Genomic DNA, 17,730 nt, shown 5'->3' with positions numbered 1-17,730 from the left:
TTAACCCTTGCTTATCGCACGAACCGGTATTCGGTAATTTCCTCTCCCGATTGAGCGGCTGCCGCGCGCTGCAAGCATTCGGGCGGCCGCAATGGAATCTGGCGTTAGCGAGGGCATCGACATGGCAAGAATAGTGGGCGGCATCGGCACTTCGCACGTGCCGACGATCGGATTGGCCTATGACAAGGGCAAGCAGAACGAGCCCGCGTGGGCGCCGCTCTTCAAAGGGTACGAGCCGGTGGCCGAGTGGCTCGCGGCGCGCCAGCCCGACGCACTCGTGATGATCTACAACGATCACGCCAACAGCTTTTTCTTCGACTGCTATCCCACCTTCGCGCTGGGTGTTTCCGCGCAGCACGAGTTTGCCGACGAAGGCGCGGGCAAGCGGCCGCTGCCCGATATCGCGGGACATCCCGATCTCGCGATCCATATCGCCGAGCAACTCGTGAACGACGAGTTCGACCTCACGATCTTCCAGGACAAGCCGCTCGACCACGGCTGCAACTCGCCGCTTTCGCTCATGCTGCCGCACGCGGGCGGCTGGCCCGCGGCGCTCGTGCCGCTGGAGGTGAACGTGGTGCAGTATCCGCTGCCGACGGCGCGGCGCTGCTATCGGTTAGGCCAGGCGCTGCGCCGCGCGATCGAATCGTTCGATGCGGATCTCGACGTCGTCGTGGTCGGCACGGGCGGCCTCTCGCACCAGGTGCACGGCGAGCGCAGCGGCTTTAACAACACCGAGTGGGACATGGCGTTCCTCGACCTGATCGTGAACGACCCCGAGCGGCTTGCCGCCATGAAGCACGTGGACTATGTCCGTCTGGGCGGTGCGGAGAGCGTGGAGACGATCATGTGGCTCGCCATGCGCGGCGCCCTCGGGCCGACGATAAGCGAGGTACATCGCCACTACTATCTGGCGACGAGCACCGCGATGGCCGTGACAGTGTACGAAGAGGTGGCCGCAGGGGTAGCCGAAGGAGGGGCGCAATGAATCCGCAGCTCGTGGGCATCGAGGAACTGACGGGCACCTATCCGTTCGACATTCGCCAGAGCATGAAGGCGATGCGCCTGAACCGCTTCTTCTGGCAGATGCGCGAGCCGGCCGCGCGCGATCTGTGGCTCGCCGACCGCCAGGCGGCCTACGACGCGGCCGCGTTGACCGGGGAAGAGCGCGCGCTGGTGGACAACACCGACTGGCTCGGGCTCGTGCGCTACGGCGTGTGCTTCTTCGTGCTGGAGAAGTTCGCGCGCGTGGTGAAGATCACGAATCTCGGCATGTACGCGAGCATGCGCGGCGAAACGCTCGAAGCGTTTCTGAAGACGCGCCAGGTACCCGAGGCCGTCTGAGGGCCCTGGGGGCCGAGGGTCGCCGGACGAACGCGAAAACTTCCCCGTGCTAACGTTGCGGCTGGCCGCTTCGCCGTGTGTCCTTTGGGGACGGCGCGGCGTAGCGGGTCATGCAACGCAGTTCCGAATCAGGAGAGGGTCTCGTGGTCTACGAAATGGCGCACATCGTCGTGCAGCAGGGCAAGAACGCAGAATTCGAAGCGGGTGTGGCGCAAGCGCTTGCGCTCTTCCATCGCGCACGCGGCTGCCGCGGCGTCGAACTGCAACGTTCGATCGAAGAGCCGAACCAGTATGTCCTCGTCGTGCAGTGGGATACGGTCGAGGATCACATGGTGCACTTTCGCGAGTCCGCGGACTTCCAGGTGTGGCGCCAGCTCGTTGGCCCGTACTTCGAGAAGCCGCCGGTGGTGGGGCACACCCAGGTTGTCGTGAAGTAAGGGCGCCTCGCCTGCGTCATGCACGCCGCAGGCGAGGCCCGTCCCGGCTTATTGCGGCGGCAGATAACGCAGCGGATCGACAGGCTTGCCGTCGCGCCGCAGTTCGAAGTGCAGCATCACATGATCCGAATCGGTGCTGCCCATGTCGGCGATCACCTGGCCCTTGCTCACGGTGTCGCCTTCCTTCACCTTGAGGTCGCGGTTGTGCGCGTAGGCCGTGAGGTAGGTCGCGTTGCTCTTCACGATCACGAGGTTGCCATAGCCGCGCAGCCCATTGCCCGCATATACCACGCGCCCGCCGGTTGCCGCCCGCACGGGCTCGCCGGCGGTACCGCCGATGTCGATGCCCTTGTTGGTCGAATCGTTGAAGCGGCCGATCAGCGGCCCGCGCGCGGGCCAGGCGAGCGCGAGGCTGCCGGCGTCGGGCGCTGGCGCGCTGTCGCCAGCCGCGGCGGCGACGGTGGGGGCCGCCGCGGGCGCTGCGGCGGGGTTGGAGGGTACTGGCGCGGCCGGCACAGGCGCGGAGGCCATCGCACCGCCCTCGTCCGGCGGCACCACGCGCAGCACCTGGTCCACTTCGATATGGTTCGGATCGGTGAGGTTGTTCCACGCAATCAGATCGCGGCCGCTGCGGCCGTTCGACCGCGCGATGGAATACAGCGTGTCGCCGGGGCGCACGCGGTAGTAGCCGGGCGGCGGCGGGCCGAGCGGGACCGGTGCGGCGGCGCCAGGCGCGAGCTGGCCCGGGGCCGGCACGGCAGCTTGCGCGTTGGGGTTCGTGCCGGTGGTCATGTCGACGACAGGCGCCGGGTCGAGCCGCGTGGCGCACGCCGACAGCAGGCAGAGCGCGGCGGCGCAGATGCCGCGTTGGGTCATGGTCGTTCGGAGGCCCGGAAGATTTGCTCGCATCGCTTGATACCTGGTTCTTTCAGTTGCTTGACGCCCCGGGCGCACCATGCGGCGCGTCCGCGTTCTGGACTGTCAACGATTGGCCGGGGGCGATGGTTGACCGCGCGGATGCGTCGGTCTTCGCCGCCGTGGCGGCATGCATGATAGCCCGAGAAGCCGGGTCTCAGGCAGACGAGGCAGACGCGGCGGCCTGTCTCCTTGCGCGCGGTGCGGGCCGGCGGCTCAGGCGCGGATCATGAAACCTTCCACGTAGGCGCGGGGATCGGCGGCGTCCCAGCGATGCCCGTCGATCAACACCGGTGGCGCATTTTCCTCCGGCAGCCGCTCCACAAGGCCTTGTGCGGCCTCGCGAAAGCGTTCGGTCTGATTCAGCGCCTGCGCGATCTCGCGATAGTCGCCGCGCCGCGCGAGCATGCCCCAGCGTTCGAACTGCGTGAGGAACCACACGCCCTCCGAAGCGTGCGGGGTGTTCACGACACCACCATCGAAGAAGCGCACCGGCGGCACGCCGTGCGTGTCCGCGCTGTCCAGCCGCGAGGCGATCAGCGCGGCGTCGACGCCGACGAATTCCGGCCGCGCGAGCCACTGCGCGATTTCGCGCCGGTGCCCCGCGCCGTCGAGCCAGCGGCACGCCTCCAGCATCGTGCGCACGAGCGCCCGGGCGGTACGCGGGTACGCCCGCACGAAATCGCGCCGGCAGGTCAGCACCTTCTCCGGATGATCCGGCCAGATCTCGCCGCTATATGCAACGGTGCGGCCCACGCCGCGCTGCTGCGCGAGCGCGTTCCAGGGCTCGCCGACGCACAGGCCGTCGAGCCGTTCCTCGGCGAGCGCCGCGACCATCTGCGGCGGCGCGATCGCGACGCTTTGCACGTCGCGCAGCGGATGCACGCCCTGCGCGGCAAGCCAGTAGTAAAGCCACATCGCATGCGTGCCGGTAGGAAAGGTGTGCGCGAACACAGGCTTTCTGCCGAGCGCGGCGAGCGCGCGCGGCAGCGTGCCGTGTGCGTCGAGCGCATCGGCGAGGCGGTTCGAAAGCGTGATGGCCTGGCCGTTGCGCGCGAGAACCATGAGCAGCGCCATCTCGGTCTGCGGCCCGCCAAGGCCGAGCTGCACGCCGTAGACGAGCCCGTAGAGCGCATGGGCGGCGTCGAGCTCGCCGGCGAGCAGCTTGTCGCGCAGCGCGGCCCACGAAGGCTGGCGCGAGAGCTCCAGCGTGAGGCCGTGCGCGTGGCCGAATTCGAGCAGCTTGGCGGCGACGAGCGGCGCCGCGTCGGAGAGCGGCACGAAGCCGATCTTGAGATGCGTCTTCTCGGGAGCGCCGTCCAGGTCGGCGGAAGGGGAGAGCGTAGTCGGATTCATGGGCATCGCCTCATTCTTTCGCGCCGGCCGCCTCGACGATCTGGCGTGCGGCCTCGGCGAGCTTCACGCTCTGGTTCATGGCGCGTTTGCGCAGCGCGGCGTAGGCGGCCGGCTCGCTCAGCTTTTGCTGCTCCATCAGGACGCGCTTCGCGCGGTCGATCAGCTTGCGCTCGGCGAGTTCGGTCTCGGCCTGCGTCAGGCGCTCGCGCAATTCCGCTTCCTGGGCGAAGCGCGCGAGCGCCACTTCGAGTATGGGGGCGAGCCGTTCGCTCGCGAGCCCTTCGACGAGATAGGCCGTCACGCCCGCCTGCACGGCGGCGCGGATGAGCCGCTGGTTCGCGTCGTTGCTGAACATCAGCACGGGGCGCGGCGCGGTGGCATTCATCACGGCGAGTTGTTCGAGCGTGTCGCGCGAGGGCGACTCGGTATCGACGATGATGACGTCGGGGTGCGCGCGCTCGACCACGCGGTGCAGGTCTTGCGGCGTGGCCGGATCGGGCAGCATGGCGTAGCCGAGCCGCGCGAGGGCGTCGCGCAGATCGCCGATGGGCTTCTCGGTGTCGGTGACGAGCAGGACGCGCAGCATGCGAGCTAAAAAGCAAACCTCGTGCCAGCTTGCGGCGCGTCCTCCCGCGATGCCTTGCAGGAGGGCTCGCGGGCCGGCTGGTGCACCGCAGCAGTGCGAGGTGCGCGAGGCCGCACTCAACTGGCGCAGCGGGCGCACGCCAGGGCGGCGCGACGAAACCCCGCGACGCCCCCGCCCGCCGCGCCTCGGGCGGGTTCCCGCGGGTTCCTATAGCTGGTTCGGCACCCAGCGCCGGTGCTTGACGTCGTACTGCCAGTGATCGAACAACTGCGATCCCTTGGTGCGCGGCTCCTGCGGACGCGGCACCAGGTAGTACCGCCCGGTGACGAGCGTCTTCGTCACGTCCATGCGCAGGAAGCCGTGGTGGTCGTCGGAGTAGGTTTCGAGCGTGACGGTTTCGCCGTCGCCCGCGTCGAAGTTCACGGGCGCGACCATCTTCTCGCCATCCACCTTCATGATCGAGTGCAGGTTGTGATAGCCGCCCGCGCCCGTTACGAGCTGCGGAATGAGGCCGGCGTCGGGGTGCATGCTCGAAATGCGCTGATAGTTGTGGACATGGCCCGTGAAGATCATGTCGGGATAGCGGCCGGCGCTCTTGCTCGCATCCTGCAGCACCTTGCGCATGCGCGAGCTGCCGGAATGGTAGTCGTCGGCGGAGTAGAGCGGATGATGAAGCGCCACGAAGAGCGGCAGGTCCCTGGGCAGCGTGCGCAGCTCTTCCACGAGCCAGTCGGTTTGCGGTTCGACGATCTCGCCGCCCTCGGGCACGTTGCTGTAGAGGCCGACGATCGAGCACAGCGGCGTGAGCAGCGTCCAGTAGCAGTTCGGCTGGATCATCGCCGTGCGGAACGAGCCCATCGACTCCGGCGTTTTCGTGCCGGGCTTGCTCGCGCAGAAGTTGCGCATGAAGCCGTCCAGCGTCTGGTCGGTCGCCAGGTTCTCGCCGTCATGGTTGCCCGGCACGGCGAATACGGGACGATGGTACAGCTCGTAGGGCTCGTAGAACTGCGCGTAGTACTGGCTGATCTGCCCGTTGAAATAGACGCAGTCGCCGGTGATGTAGAGAAAGTCGGGCAGCGAGCCGTCCTTCGTCGCCTTCGTGAGATCGGTTTCCATGCCCGCGGCTACGAGTTCCTGCGGGACCGCATAGCCAATGCCGCCCATGTCGCCGTTCAGGTGGAACACGAGACGCTGGCGTTTCACGATGGCGTCGTAGTCGGCCTTGCTGATGATGTCCTTCAGGTCGAGCCGGAACGGCGCCTTGCCGGTTGGTGGAGGGAGGTCGCGGAAGTGCGTGTCGCGCGGCGGATCGCGGTGGATGGCGTAGCCGGTATGCGACGGTCTCATGCGGCCGAAGATATGGCCGTGCGAACCCTTGGAAACGGTCATGGGGGTCTGCTCCTTGTGTGCCTTGCTGCCTCGTGGGGAAAGAATGGCTTGGGGCGCAGCCGGGGCCGCTGCACGGCTCCGGCGCGTGCAGCGTTAGTTTGGTTTCCTCGGACTAAAGTTTCGTGTCAGTTCTGTTACGGCGGTCGGGGCGCCATGACGGCGCCTTGGGGCCTGCGATCCGGCCAGCGACTACGTGGCCCGGTCGATGCGCGCGTCAGTTGCGGCCGGCCATCACGCCGCCGTCCACGTCCCAGATCGCGCCGGTGACCCAGCCTGCCTTCTCCGAGAGCAGGAACGCGATGACTTCGGCAACGTCTTGCGGGGTGCCCACGCGGCCGATCGGGTGGAAGCTGTTGAAGCCCTGCAGCGTGTCGTGCACTTCGGCTTTCGGGATGAAGCCCTCGTAGATCGGGGTTTGCACCACGGCGGGCGAGACGGCATTGACGCGGATATGCTTCGGCGCCAGTTCCATGGCCAGGTGCTGGGTCAACGAATGCAGACCGGCCTTGGCCATCGAGTAGGCCGAGGACGGCGTGGCGGCGATGGCCTGTTTCGCCCACATCGAACCGACATTGACGATCGCACCTGGCTGGTTCTTCGCGACCAGGTTCGCGGCGACTTTCTGCGTGATGAAGAAGGTTGCCTTGTTCAGCTTCATGTACGGGTCATAGTCGGCCTCGCGATGTTCGAGGAACGGCTTGGGAAAGAACACGCCGGCCGCGTTGACGAGCAGGTCGATATCCGGGTGTTGCCCGTCGATCGCCTCGAGCAGCGCGGCCAGCCCTTCATCCGTGGCCAGGTCCGCGCTCAGCGCGGTGACCTGGCCGAGCGCGGAGAGCGCCTCGCGCGCTTCCTCGGTCTTTTCCGGGCGGTTACCCACGATCACCGCGCTGCCGCCTTCGGCGAGAACCAACCGGGCCGTCTGCAGGCCCATTCCGCTCGTGCCGCCGACAACCAGCAGCTTCTTGCCCTTGAACTCATTGCTCATTTCGATCTCTCTTTCTGTCTGGTGGAAGAAAGCCGGGAACGAGCGTTGGCTGCTTTCAGGAAGAAAATCTATTCATTCCGTCAGCGACTCGCGGACTCCCGGCGCCAGTCGGCGGCATCTGCCTTCGCACCTGGCTTGAAAGATATTTTTCGCCGATTTCCTCGTATGGACAAACGAGATAAAATGTCTTTCATTGAAAGAAAAACTTTATTGCCACGGCGTGCTTGTTCAGGCGCCTGAAGAACCGGGACTACCAATGCCGCTGGACAGAGGCGAGGAGGCTGAGATGCAGCAGCGCCCCCACGTTGACGAGCGTATCGGCCCGGCCGGTGGCTTGCACGCCGCGAGCCGGCCGTGACGCACGCTGATTCGGCGCAATCTCTGCCGGACATCCTCGCGCCGGGCTTGTCGATCGTATTTTGCGGAATCAATCCGGGCCTGCGCGCGGCAGCTACAGGCCATCATTTTGCCGGCAGGGGCAACCGCTTCTGGCGGGTGCTCCATCTTGCCGGATTGACGCCCGGGTTATTGGCTCCCGAGAACGACCGCCTGCTATTGCAATACGGCTATGGTTTGACCACGGCGGTTTCGCGACCCACCGCGCGCGCCCACGAGCTGTCGCGATCGGAGATCGAAGCCGCGGCGCTGCAGTTCGAATCGAAGATTCGACGATACGCGCCGGGCGTGATCGCGTTTCTCGGCAAGGCGGTGATTTCCGCGATGACTGGCGTGCGCGATATCGAATGGGGTCCGCAAGCCGCCCGATTCGGCGGCGCGCATGCCTGGGTCCTGCCCAACCCGAGCGGCCTGAACCGGGCATTCAGTCTCGACGCGCTGGCTGCGGCTTATCGCGAACTTCATATCGCAGTCGCGTCCTCGAGCCCCGCTGGCGGAGGGCGTGCGGCTGCGTCGCCTGTACGGCATGCTCGATCGCCGTGAAGTGCCTCAGTACTTCGAGGAAGTGAAGCCAGCCGCCTGAAGCGGAACCGGCAGGATGACTAATCAAGAGAAGTCGGGTAGCATCGGCTGCGCCGCATCTTGCCCCTGCGCTAGAGTCGGGACTGCCACCAAAACAGCGGTGGCTCAGGCTTGGTCGCCTGAAAACGCAACACCCCGCCTGCCCCCCCAGGGGCAGGCGGCTGCCTTTGTTCGTCCATTGTTTTCTGTCTACGGGCGGGCCTGGCAGGGAGGCTTCGTGCCTGCCGGTTTGGTGTTGCGCCGGTCGACCAACCCTGTCATGTGCCCGCTCGCCCCTCTGCACCGGGCGGGCCGTTTCCACTCACAGGAACGGACGCGATGCACGACAGACCTCTTTCCGTTTTCCCCAGCGGCTATACGACCGACGACCTGATCAATGAACTGGTCGCGCAATCCGCCCACATCTATTCCCTGAAAGCCCGGGTTCGCGAGCTGGAGCAGGTCATTCGGACCCTGTCTACGCTCCACGCAGGCCGGCCCAAATCCGCTCGCCGGAATTTCGGTGCCCTGCTGACCGGCCGCAAGCACTGACGCGCCGGCCAGTATGGCGTATCTCAAGCGCTTGCCGGTTGTCTTTGCCTGACGACGATGCCCTCTTCGCGCAAGAGCATACGCAGACGGTCGAGTCCGGTTTTGACAGCAAGACGCATAAAAGATTAACGAAGCGTGGTTTCGACGCCGAAACCTGGCAATGCTTGACAACTGTTAAACAGGGATTGAGTGAAGCTCTTCCCATGCCCGTGCGCGCAGATAGCGCGCTTTCAGGTGCGATGCCGCGTCTGGTGTCGTGTGACGTAACTGGGAAACATCCTGCAAACCGGCAGGGCTTCATCCAGCATCACAGGTACAAGAAAAAATGAACCATCGTTGTTACCGGCTTGTGTTCAGCAGGCTTCGGGGAATGCTTGTCGCCGTTTCGGAAACGGCCATCGCGCAGGGCAAGTCAGGCCAGGGCGAAACCGGCCCATCGGTCGCACGCCGGTCCTTCACGCTGTTCGCCATGCGTCATGTGGCTTTTGCTGCGCTCGCGGTCTTTGGCCTCGCACCCTTGATGGCCGGGGCGCAGATCGTGCCATCCGGTGTGCATGCGCCGAACGTGATCAATACGGCTAACGGTCTGCCGCAGGTGAACGTGCAGAAGCCCTCGGGGGCGGGCGTCTCGCTCAATAGCTACTCGCAGTTCGACGTCGGATCGGGTGGCGCGATTTTGAACAATTCGCCCACGAACACGAACACGCAGCTCGCCGGGCAGATATCGGGCAATCCGAACCTCTCGCCCGGCCAGTCCGCGAAGATTATCGTCAACCAGGTCAACAGCAGCAACCCTTCGCGGCTGGCCGGCTACGTGGAGGTGGCCGGGCAGAAAGCCGATGTGGTGATCGCGAACAGTTCGGGCCTGGTGGTGGACGGCGGGGGTTTTATCAATACGGCCCGCGGAATTTTAACGACGGGCAATCCGCTCATCGACGGCAGCGGCAACCTGAGCGGTTTCAGCGTCACCCAGGGCACCATCACGGTCCAGGGCGCGGGCCTGAACGCCTCGAATATCGACGAGGTAGACCTGCTGGCGCGTGCCGTGCAGGCCAATGCGGCGGTCTACGCCAACCGGCTGAACGTCACCACGGGCGCCAACAGCATCGACTATGCGAGCCTGACGCCGACACCCATTGCGGGCAGCGGCCCCGCGCCCGGCGTGTCCATCGACGTGTCGCAGCTCGGCGGCATGTATGCGGGTAGCATAACTCTGGTCGGCACGGAGAATGGTGTCGGGGTAGCGAATGCCGGCACGATTGCGGCGCAGGCGGGAGACCTCACGCTCACGAGCGCGGGGCAGCTCGTACAGTCGGGCCGCATGAACGCGAGCGGCAACACCACCCTCAGCGCCGCCAGCATCCAGAACACCGGCACGGTCTACGCGCAGCAGAATACCATCCTCAATACGCCCGGTGCGCTCGTGAACAGCGGGACCCTTGCGGCACAACAAAACACGTCGGTCAACGCGGGCAGTGTCGCCTCGACGGGCGTGTTCGGCGCGGGCATCAACAGCGACGGCACGACCGGTCCGAGCGGCAACCTGAGCATATCGGCGGCGGGTCTGCTGTCGGCGAACGGCCAGACCGTTGCCGCTGGCTCGGTGACGCTCTACGGCGTCGCGCTCGACCTCTCGAATGCGAATATCGGCGCCGGCACGGCGCTGGCTCTCACGGCCACCGGCGGCAACCTGAGTCTGGTCAATGCGACCACGGGCGCGGGCACGTCGATCACAGCGAACGCGGCCGGCACGTTCGACAACAGCGGCGCGAAACTGTCGAGCGGCACGTCCACGCAGATTACGGCGGGCGCGGTCACGAACGCGGGCGGCCAGACGACGGCCGGCACGACGCTCGGCATCGCGACGGGTGGCGCGTTCGACAATACCGGGGGGATCGCCCAGGCCCAGGGCCAGGAATCCATCAGCGCCGGTTCGATACAGAACACGGCCGGCAAGATCCTTTCGTTGAACGGCGACGGTCTGACGCTCAGCGCGACGGGGCAACTGCTCAATGGCGCGGGCGGCGACATTGGCGGCAACGGCGCGGTGTCGCTGCAGGGTGGCACCGTGGTCAACCAGGGCGATGTTACCGCGCAGACGAATCTGCAGGTCTCGGCGCAATCCGTCGATAATTCCGGTGGTTCGCTTGAGGCGGGACAGGACGCGACCCTCAACGCCGGTTCGCAGTTCAAGAACGTCAGCGGGACCGTGTCGGCCCAGGCGGCGACGATCAGCGCGACAACTCTCGACAACAGCGCAGGCAGCACGCAGGCCGCGCAACTGACGCTGGACGCGACGAACTTCGTCAATCACGCGGGCACGCTCACGCAGACGGGAACCGGCCCGATGGCGGTTAACGTGAGCGGCCTGTTCGACAATTCCGCAGGCGGCACGTTCCAGACCAACAGCACGAACCTGACGCTGTCGCCCGCTGCCATCGACAACGACGGCGGCTCGATCCTGCATGCGGGCACCGGCACCCTCGCGCTCGATCCCGGCAACGGTTCGGGGTCGATCTCGGACGTGGGTGGCCAGGTCACGAGCAACGGGCAGGTCGTGGCGACTGCCGGGTCACTCAACAATACCTCGGGCGATGTCGGGGGCAAGGCGGGACTCACGGCGAACGTGAGCGGCGAAGCGAACAACACGGACGGCAAATTGCTGTCGGGCGCGGGGCTGGGTCTCGCGAGCGGCACCTTCGTCAACGATGGCGGGACCACGAGCGCGAACACCAGCGCCACCATCACGACCGGCTCCCTGTCGAACCGCAACGGCGGCAGCCTCCAGGCCCCGGACCTCACGCTGGACGTGAGCGGCACGGCCGACAACAGCGGCGGCAGTGTGGCCGCGAACCAGCTCCAGGTGTCTGCGACCAACCTTATCAACGAGGGCGGGACGGTCACGCAATACGGAACCGGCCCGATGGCGGTCAACGTGAGCGGCCTGTTCGACAATTCCGCAGGCGGCACGTTCCAGACCAACAGCACGAATTTCACGCTTGCCCCCGCCACGCTCGACAACGACGGCGGCTCGATCCTGGATGCGGGCGCGGGCGTTTTCACGCTCACGCCAGGTAACGGCGCGGGGGCGTTCTCGAATGTGGGCGGCAAGCTTATCAGCGCGGGCACCATCAACGCGCAGATGGGCAGCTTCAACAACGGCAGCGGCACGTTCGCTGCGCAGCAGGGCATGACGGTCGCCGTCCTGAACGGGATCAACAACACCGCCGGCCTGATGCGCTCGTTCGGCTCGCTCGCGCTCACGAGCGGCGGTGCGCTCACCAACGCAGGGGGCAGTGTCCAGGCGGGTACGGGCGGAGCAAACGACAGCTCGACGCTCTCGGTACAGGCCGCGTCCATCGACAACACCCAGGGCGTCGTGAGCAACCTGGGTACCGGTAATACGTCGGTACAGGGCGGCAGCCAGATCGTGAACGCCGATGGCGTCATGACCGGCAACGGCGCGGTGTCGCTCGCCGCATCGTCCATCTCGAACACCCAGGGCGGCCAGGTGAGCGGCGCGAGCCTCGGGGTGCAGGCGGGCGACATCGACAACACCGGCAGCCAGATGGGCACCCTGCCGGGCTCGCAGGGCGATGCGGACATCACGGCAACCGGCACGATCACGAACACGAACGGCCAGATGGGAGCCACGCACGACCTGACCCTGTCGGCCACTACGCTGCTGGGCGGCGGTGTCTATTCCGCCGGCAACGACGTGTCGGTGAACCTGCAGGGCGACTTCACGACGACGCCCGACCAGCAGTTCGACGCCGGCCACAACCTCACCTTCACGCTGCCGGGCACCTTCACCAATGCCGCCATCGTGGAGGCCGCGAACGACCTGGGCGTGAACGCGGGCGATATCGTCAACAGCGGCGCCATGATGGCCGGCGGCACGCTCACGACGCACTCGGCTACCCTCACGAACACGGGCGCGATGGTCGGCGGCAGCGTTTCGCTCAGCGCGACCAGCAGTTTGCAGAATCTCGGACCGTCCGCGCTGATCGGCGCGTCGGATAGCAGCGGCACGCTCGAGCTGCTCGCGCCCGACATCGAGAACGTCGACAACGTCACGGCGACCGACACACAGGCGACCACTGCGATCTTTGGACTCGGCAGTGTCGTGCTGGCGGGTGGGAAAAATGCCGATGGCAGTTACACCAATGCGAACCTGATCGACAACGTCTCGGCGCTGATCCAGTCCTCGGCCGACATGGCGCTGTACGCGAACCAGGTCACGAACACACGGCGCGTGATGACGACCTCGGGCTCCTACAGCGTGCCGCTCGATGCCGGTTCGTCGATCATCCAGCAGCTCGGCATCAGCCTCTCCGGGTGTACCGCCACCTACATGGCCGCGTGCGGTCCCGGCAATCCGCAGGTGATGGGTTCCACGGGCGACCCGTCGATGATCGGCGGCGTGCCCACCGATCCGCCGCATGGCGGCCAGTGGAACAGCACGTACCAGTACACGACCTATACGGGCGTGGCGCTCGCGAACCTGATCACGGCGATCAGCCCGCAGGCACAGATCATCTCCGGCGGCAACCTCAATGCGTCGTCGGTGGGGCTGTTCCAGAACTACTGGAGCGCGGTCGCGGCGGTTGGCAACATCGCCATGCCGGCCACGCTCGACCAGAACTCGTGGCAGGGCCAGCTCGCGCCCGGTGTGCAGGTCACGTATTCGGGCTACTACCACTACGACAACTACGACAACACCGAATACAACTGGCAGTTGCCGTTCGGCAACCCCAATCCCCTGTTTCCGACCAACCACCCGGGCGGCTACACCCAGGCGGCGCCAGCCGATATCCGCACCTACGCCCTGCCGTCCTACGAATCGACGTTCGTCGCGGGCGGCACGATCAGCGGAACAGGCATCAACATCGACAACACGGCAGGCGATGCGGGGTTGCCGTCGATGAATCTCGCACCGGGTACGTCGCTGGCCGTCGGGATCGGGACGCTCAGCGGCTCGGCGGGCGGCGCGAGCGCCGGCACCGGTCCCATCAAGGGCGGCGGGGGCACGGTCGATCCGGCCATCGCGAGCGCCACCGCGCAGAACGTGCTGGACAATCTGACCATTCCGCAGGGTGGTCTCTTCCATCTGGATACCACGCCGGGTGCGGACTACCTGATCGAGACCAATCCGGCCTTCACGAGCACGAATTCCTTCCTCTCCAGCGATTACTACCTGAACCTGCTGGGATACAACCCGCAGACCACCGAAAAGCGCCTGGGCGACGGCCTCTACGAGCAGCAGCTCGTGCAGAACCAGATCACGTCGCTCACCGGCAAGGCGGTACTCGGCCCCTACACGAACACACAGTCGATGTACGAGGCGCTGATGGCCTCGGGCGCGTCGCTTGCGCAGTCGCTCGACCTGCCGCTCGGCATGGGCCTGTCGGCCGCCCAGGTGGCCGCGCTCACGTCCAACGTCGTCATCATGCAGACGGAGGTGGTGGACGGACAATCCGTGCTCGTGCCGGTCGTCTATCTCGCGCAGGCCAGCCAGCAGAACATGAACGGGCCGCTCATTGCTGCGACCAACATCGACCTGCAGAACGCGCAGACCTTCAACAATAGCGGCACGGTGGAGGCTGGCAACTCGCTGTCGATCAGCGGCCAGCAGATCAACGACGCGTTCGGCGCGCTGAAAAGCGGCGGGCTGATGGACCTGAACACGACGGGCGACATCAACTTCACCTCGGCGAACGTGAGTGCGGGAAGTCTGGCCTTGAACACGGGCGGCAACCTGATCCTGAACACGGCGACGAACACGCTGAACCAGGTCAGCGCCACGGGCGCGACGCGCGTGAACACGACGCTCGGCCCCATCGCGAACCTGGACGTGGCGGGCAACGCCTCGATCGTCACGGGCGGCAACTTCGAGCAGAACGGCAGCAACCTGGACGTCGGCGGCAATCTCGGCATGGCCGTGGGCGGCAACTGGGATATCGGCACGGTGCAGACCGGTGAGCACAAGGTAGTCGAGCGCGCGAACGGCGTGTCGGATACCAATATCAACAGCGCGACGGGCAGTACCGTGAACGTGGGCGGCGTGTCGGAAGTCGGCGTCGGCAACAACCTGACGGCAACGGGCGCAAACATCAACCTGGGCGGTGGCGGCATTCTCGCGGCAAAGGGTGACGCGACGTTCCAGGCGGCCACGACCACGTCGACGGTCGACAGCAACGACTCGGGCAGCGATTCCCACGGCAGCTACGCACAGACCTCGCACGTTTCCAGCCAGACGCTGACGGGCACGACGCTCAACTCGGGGAACAGCCTCACGGTTGCCTCGGGCAACAATATCAACGTGACGGGCAGCACGATCAACCTCGCCCAGGGTACGGCGACGCTTGCGGCGACCAACGACGTGAACATCGGCGCGGCCACCGCGACGCAGGTCGACAACTCGCAGGAGCAGCACAGCCACAGCAACCTGGTGAGCGGCATGCAGGAGGCCAGCTCGCGCGATACGACCATTACACAGTCCCAGGGTAGCACGGTCTCGGCGGATGCCGTGTCGATCAGCAGCGGTCACGATATCAACGTGACGGGCAGCACGGTTGTCGGGACCAACGATGTGGATCTCAGTGCGAAGAACGATGTCAACATCACCACGTCGCAGGACACGATGCAGTCCTCGGGCAGCCAGCAGGAGAAGCACACAGGCCTCGGCACGAGCGGGCTGTCGGTGACGGTCGGCACGAACAAGCTCGCCACGACCGACCAGGAGTCGAGCGTGACGAACAATGCGAGCATGGTCGGCTCGCTGGATGGCAGTGTCTCGGTCAACGCGGGCAACAACCTGACCGTAACGGGCAGCGACCTGATTGCCGCGAAGAACATCACGGGCACGGCGGCGAACGTCACCATCAACTCGGCGACCAATACGAGCAACACGAGCCAGACGCAGCAGACGAGCAGCAGCGGCCTGAGCATCGGCCTGGGTGGCAGCATCGGGGATGCGATCAACGGCGCGTACCAGCAGGGCCAGGCGCTCGCGAGCGGCAACAGCAATGGACGTGCCGACGCCTTGCATGCGATTGCGGCGGTGGGCGATGCGGCGCTGGCGGGCTACGGCGCGTACCAGATGGCGACAACCGGAGTCTCCCAGGCGGCGGGCGCACCGAGCATCGGCGTGCAGGTCAGTGTCGGGTCGAGCCACAGCCAGAGCCAGTCGTCGGAGGACCAGACGACGCAGGTGGGTTCGAACGTGCAGGCGGGCGGCACGACCACCTTCGTCGCGACGGGCAACGGCACGGCGGGTAGCGGTAATGTGACGATTGCCGGTTCGAACGTGAGTGCCAGCGATGTCGTGCTGGCCGCGGCGAACCAGGTCAACATCGTGAATACGACGAACACCGATTCGACGCGCAGCTCGAATTCGTCGTCCGGGGCGAGCGTGGGCGTGTCCCTCACCACGAACGGCTTCGGGGTCTCGGCCTCGATGCAGAACGCGCACGGTGACGCGAACAGCGATGCGGCGACGCAGAATGCCTCGCACGTTACAGGCACGAACAGCGTCACGATCCTGAGCGGCGGCGACACGAACATCACCGGCTCGCAGGTCGCGGGAAACCAGGTGACGGCGGCCGTGGGCGGCGACCTCAATATCGCGAGCGTGCAGGATACGACGACGAGCGCAGCACACCAGAGCAGCGCGGGTGGCGGGTTCAGTATCAGCGAGGCCGGCGGCAGCGCGAGCTTCAGCGCGCAGAACGGGCATGCTGATGGCAATTACGCCCAGGTCAATGAGCAGGCGGGCATCGCTGCGGGTACTGGCGGCTTCGATATCAACGTCAAGGGCAATACGGGCCTGACGGGCGCGGTCATCTCCAGCACGGCCGACGCCTCGAAGAACAGCCTGACGACGGGCACGCTGACGTACAGCGATATCCAGAACCAGAGCCACTACGACGCGACGAGCAACGGCATCAGCGCGGGTGTGGGCGTGGGCAACACGGGCAAGGCAATCGGCCCCGGCTCGGTGAGCGGGACCGGCAGCGTAGCGCCGATGATGTCGCAGGATGCAAATGGCGATTCGAGCGCAACGACGCGCAGCGCAATCAGCGTGGGCACGATCAACGTCACGAATCCCGGCGCGCAGACGCAGGACGTGGCGAACCTGAGTCGCGACACGACGAATACCAACGGCACGGTTGCGAATACGCCCGATGTGAACACCCTGCTCAACCAGCAGGCGGACACGATGCAGGCGGCGCAGGCAGCGGGCCAGGTGGTGGCGCAGGGGATCGGCATGTATGCGGACCACAAGCGCGATACGGCGACGGATCCGACAACGGCGGCGGCGTGGGACGAAGGCGGAACAGACCGGACGCTGGCGCATATCGCGGGCGGCGCGCTGATTGGTGGCCTGGGTGGAGGAACGGCATTCAGCACGATTGGCGGCGCTGCGGGCGCGGGCTTTGCTTCGATGTCAGCCAAGGGCCTGGCGGATATCGCAAACGGTGTAAGCTCGGCGACGGGTTCGGAACTGATTGGGAATCTCGCGGGCAATATTGCTGCTGGACTTGGTGGCGCGATTATCGGAGGGACAGCAGGCGCGGCGACGGGCTCGGCCGTGCAACTGTACAACCAGAGCCTGGACAACAAAAAGAGCCTGTTGTCGAAGGTCTGCGATGGTTCGGGGCCCTGCGATCCGTCGCTGGCGATGGCTGCCGTTAATGCTGAGGGAGCGAATGCGCAGACGGCATCGGACAACATGAAAACTGAAGCCCTGTATGGAGTTCCTGCGGTTGCGGTAATCGCTCTCGGACCAGAAGCCGTAACCGCTGCGCTTCTCGCGGGTGGCTATGATTACGGGGGTAGTTACTACAGCTACAAGAATGGACTTAGCCCTGACGCGCCAAATTTTACAAATTCGTATATCGCCGGAATCATTGGTGGCCTGTCAACTCCCTTTATGATTGGCGATGCTGCAATCGCAGGAATGGGAACGGCTGGGAAAATCGCGGCCAATACGTACAACGCGGGAGTCACAGGTGTTGGTGCGTTCGGCAGCGCAGGGATGACGAGCAGCAATCCGGACTTGTCTGCAGGAGTCGCAACAGCAACAACGGCAGCCGGTTCGTTTGCAAAAGCAGTATTGCCGCCGCCGCTGGGAAGTCTGGTGAATCAAATCATGCAGGGATCAGCCGGACCGATACAAGCCGCAATCCAATATAGGAAATGAT

The 17,730-nt window shown here is 65.6% G+C and carries 12 protein-coding genes; 7 read left to right on the top strand and 5 right to left on the bottom strand.

Annotated elements, in window-relative coordinates; genetic code table 11:
• The first annotated feature begins 121 nt into the window (after positions 1-121).
• The 3 genes from V8683_RS15905 to V8683_RS15895 all read left to right on the top strand — a co-directional run bounded on the left by V8683_RS15905 (position 122) and on the right by V8683_RS15895 (position 1,781).
• Complete coding sequence (locus V8683_RS15905; RefSeq protein WP_411193498.1) at positions 122-988, top strand: gallate dioxygenase; 867 nt, start codon at positions 122-124, stop codon at positions 986-988.
• Positions 985-1,344: a protocatechuate 3,4-dioxygenase gene (locus tag V8683_RS15900; RefSeq protein ID WP_411192632.1), complete on the top strand. Its 360-nt coding sequence runs from the start codon at positions 985-987 to the stop codon at positions 1,342-1,344. Before V8683_RS15905 ends, V8683_RS15900 begins: the two co-directional genes overlap by 4 nt.
• Before the next feature lie 110 nt (positions 1,345-1,454).
• Positions 1,455-1,781 (top strand): antibiotic biosynthesis monooxygenase family protein, encoded by a 327-nt coding sequence (locus V8683_RS15895; RefSeq protein ID WP_411192634.1) that lies wholly within the window; start codon positions 1,455-1,457, stop codon positions 1,779-1,781.
• A gap of 48 nt (positions 1,782-1,829) precedes the next feature.
• Here V8683_RS15895 and V8683_RS15890 read toward each other — a convergent pair whose 3' ends face one another.
• From V8683_RS15890 to V8683_RS15870, 5 genes are all read right to left on the bottom strand, one after another.
• Positions 1,830-2,657 carry a peptidoglycan DD-metalloendopeptidase family protein gene (locus tag V8683_RS15890; RefSeq protein ID WP_411192635.1) on the bottom strand — a complete coding sequence of 276 codons (828 nt, stop codon included), beginning with the start codon at positions 2,655-2,657 and terminating at the stop codon, positions 1,830-1,832.
• Positions 2,658-2,912: 255 nt separating this feature from the next.
• Positions 2,913-4,052, bottom strand: a complete 1,140-nt coding sequence (locus tag V8683_RS15885; protein ID WP_411192637.1) for a CmpA/NrtA family ABC transporter substrate-binding protein — start codon at positions 4,050-4,052, stop codon at positions 2,913-2,915.
• 10 nt (positions 4,053-4,062) lie between these two features.
• The gene (locus V8683_RS15880; protein ID WP_411192639.1) at positions 4,063-4,638 is read right to left on the bottom strand and encodes an ANTAR domain-containing response regulator; all 576 of its coding nucleotides are present in this window, start codon (positions 4,636-4,638) and stop codon (positions 4,063-4,065) included.
• Between the two features lie 207 nt (positions 4,639-4,845).
• Entirely contained in the window at positions 4,846-6,027 is a 1,182-nt protein-coding gene (locus V8683_RS15875) for a metallophosphoesterase family protein (RefSeq protein WP_411192640.1), read from the bottom strand.
• Between the two features lie 214 nt (positions 6,028-6,241).
• On the bottom strand, positions 6,242-7,015 hold the full coding sequence (locus V8683_RS15870) for an SDR family NAD(P)-dependent oxidoreductase (protein WP_411192642.1): 774 nt from the start codon (positions 7,013-7,015) through the stop codon (positions 6,242-6,244).
• A 354-nt stretch (positions 7,016-7,369) separates the two neighbouring features.
• Here V8683_RS15870 and mug point away from each other — a divergent pair, with 354 nt between their 5' ends.
• From mug to V8683_RS15850, 4 genes are all read left to right on the top strand, one after another.
• Entirely contained in the window at positions 7,370-7,954 is a 585-nt protein-coding gene (gene mug / locus V8683_RS15865; protein WP_411192644.1) for a G/U mismatch-specific DNA glycosylase, read from the top strand.
• Between the two features lie 357 nt (positions 7,955-8,311).
• Entirely contained in the window at positions 8,312-8,524 is a 213-nt protein-coding gene (locus tag V8683_RS15860; RefSeq protein ID WP_411192646.1) for a hypothetical protein, read from the top strand.
• A gap of 44 nt (positions 8,525-8,568) precedes the next feature.
• Positions 8,569-8,853 carry a hypothetical protein gene (locus tag V8683_RS15855; RefSeq protein WP_411192647.1) on the top strand — a complete coding sequence of 95 codons (285 nt, stop codon included), beginning with the start codon at positions 8,569-8,571 and terminating at the stop codon, positions 8,851-8,853.
• Positions 8,854-8,894: 41 nt separating this feature from the next.
• Entirely contained in the window at positions 8,895-17,729 is an 8,835-nt protein-coding gene (locus V8683_RS15850) for a two-partner secretion domain-containing protein (protein ID WP_462880661.1), read from the top strand.
• Position 17,730 lies beyond the last annotated feature (1 nt).

It is taken from the genome of Paraburkholderia sp. AV2, assembly GCF_054968425.1.
This window is presented reverse-complemented; position numbering and strand designations above follow the sequence as displayed.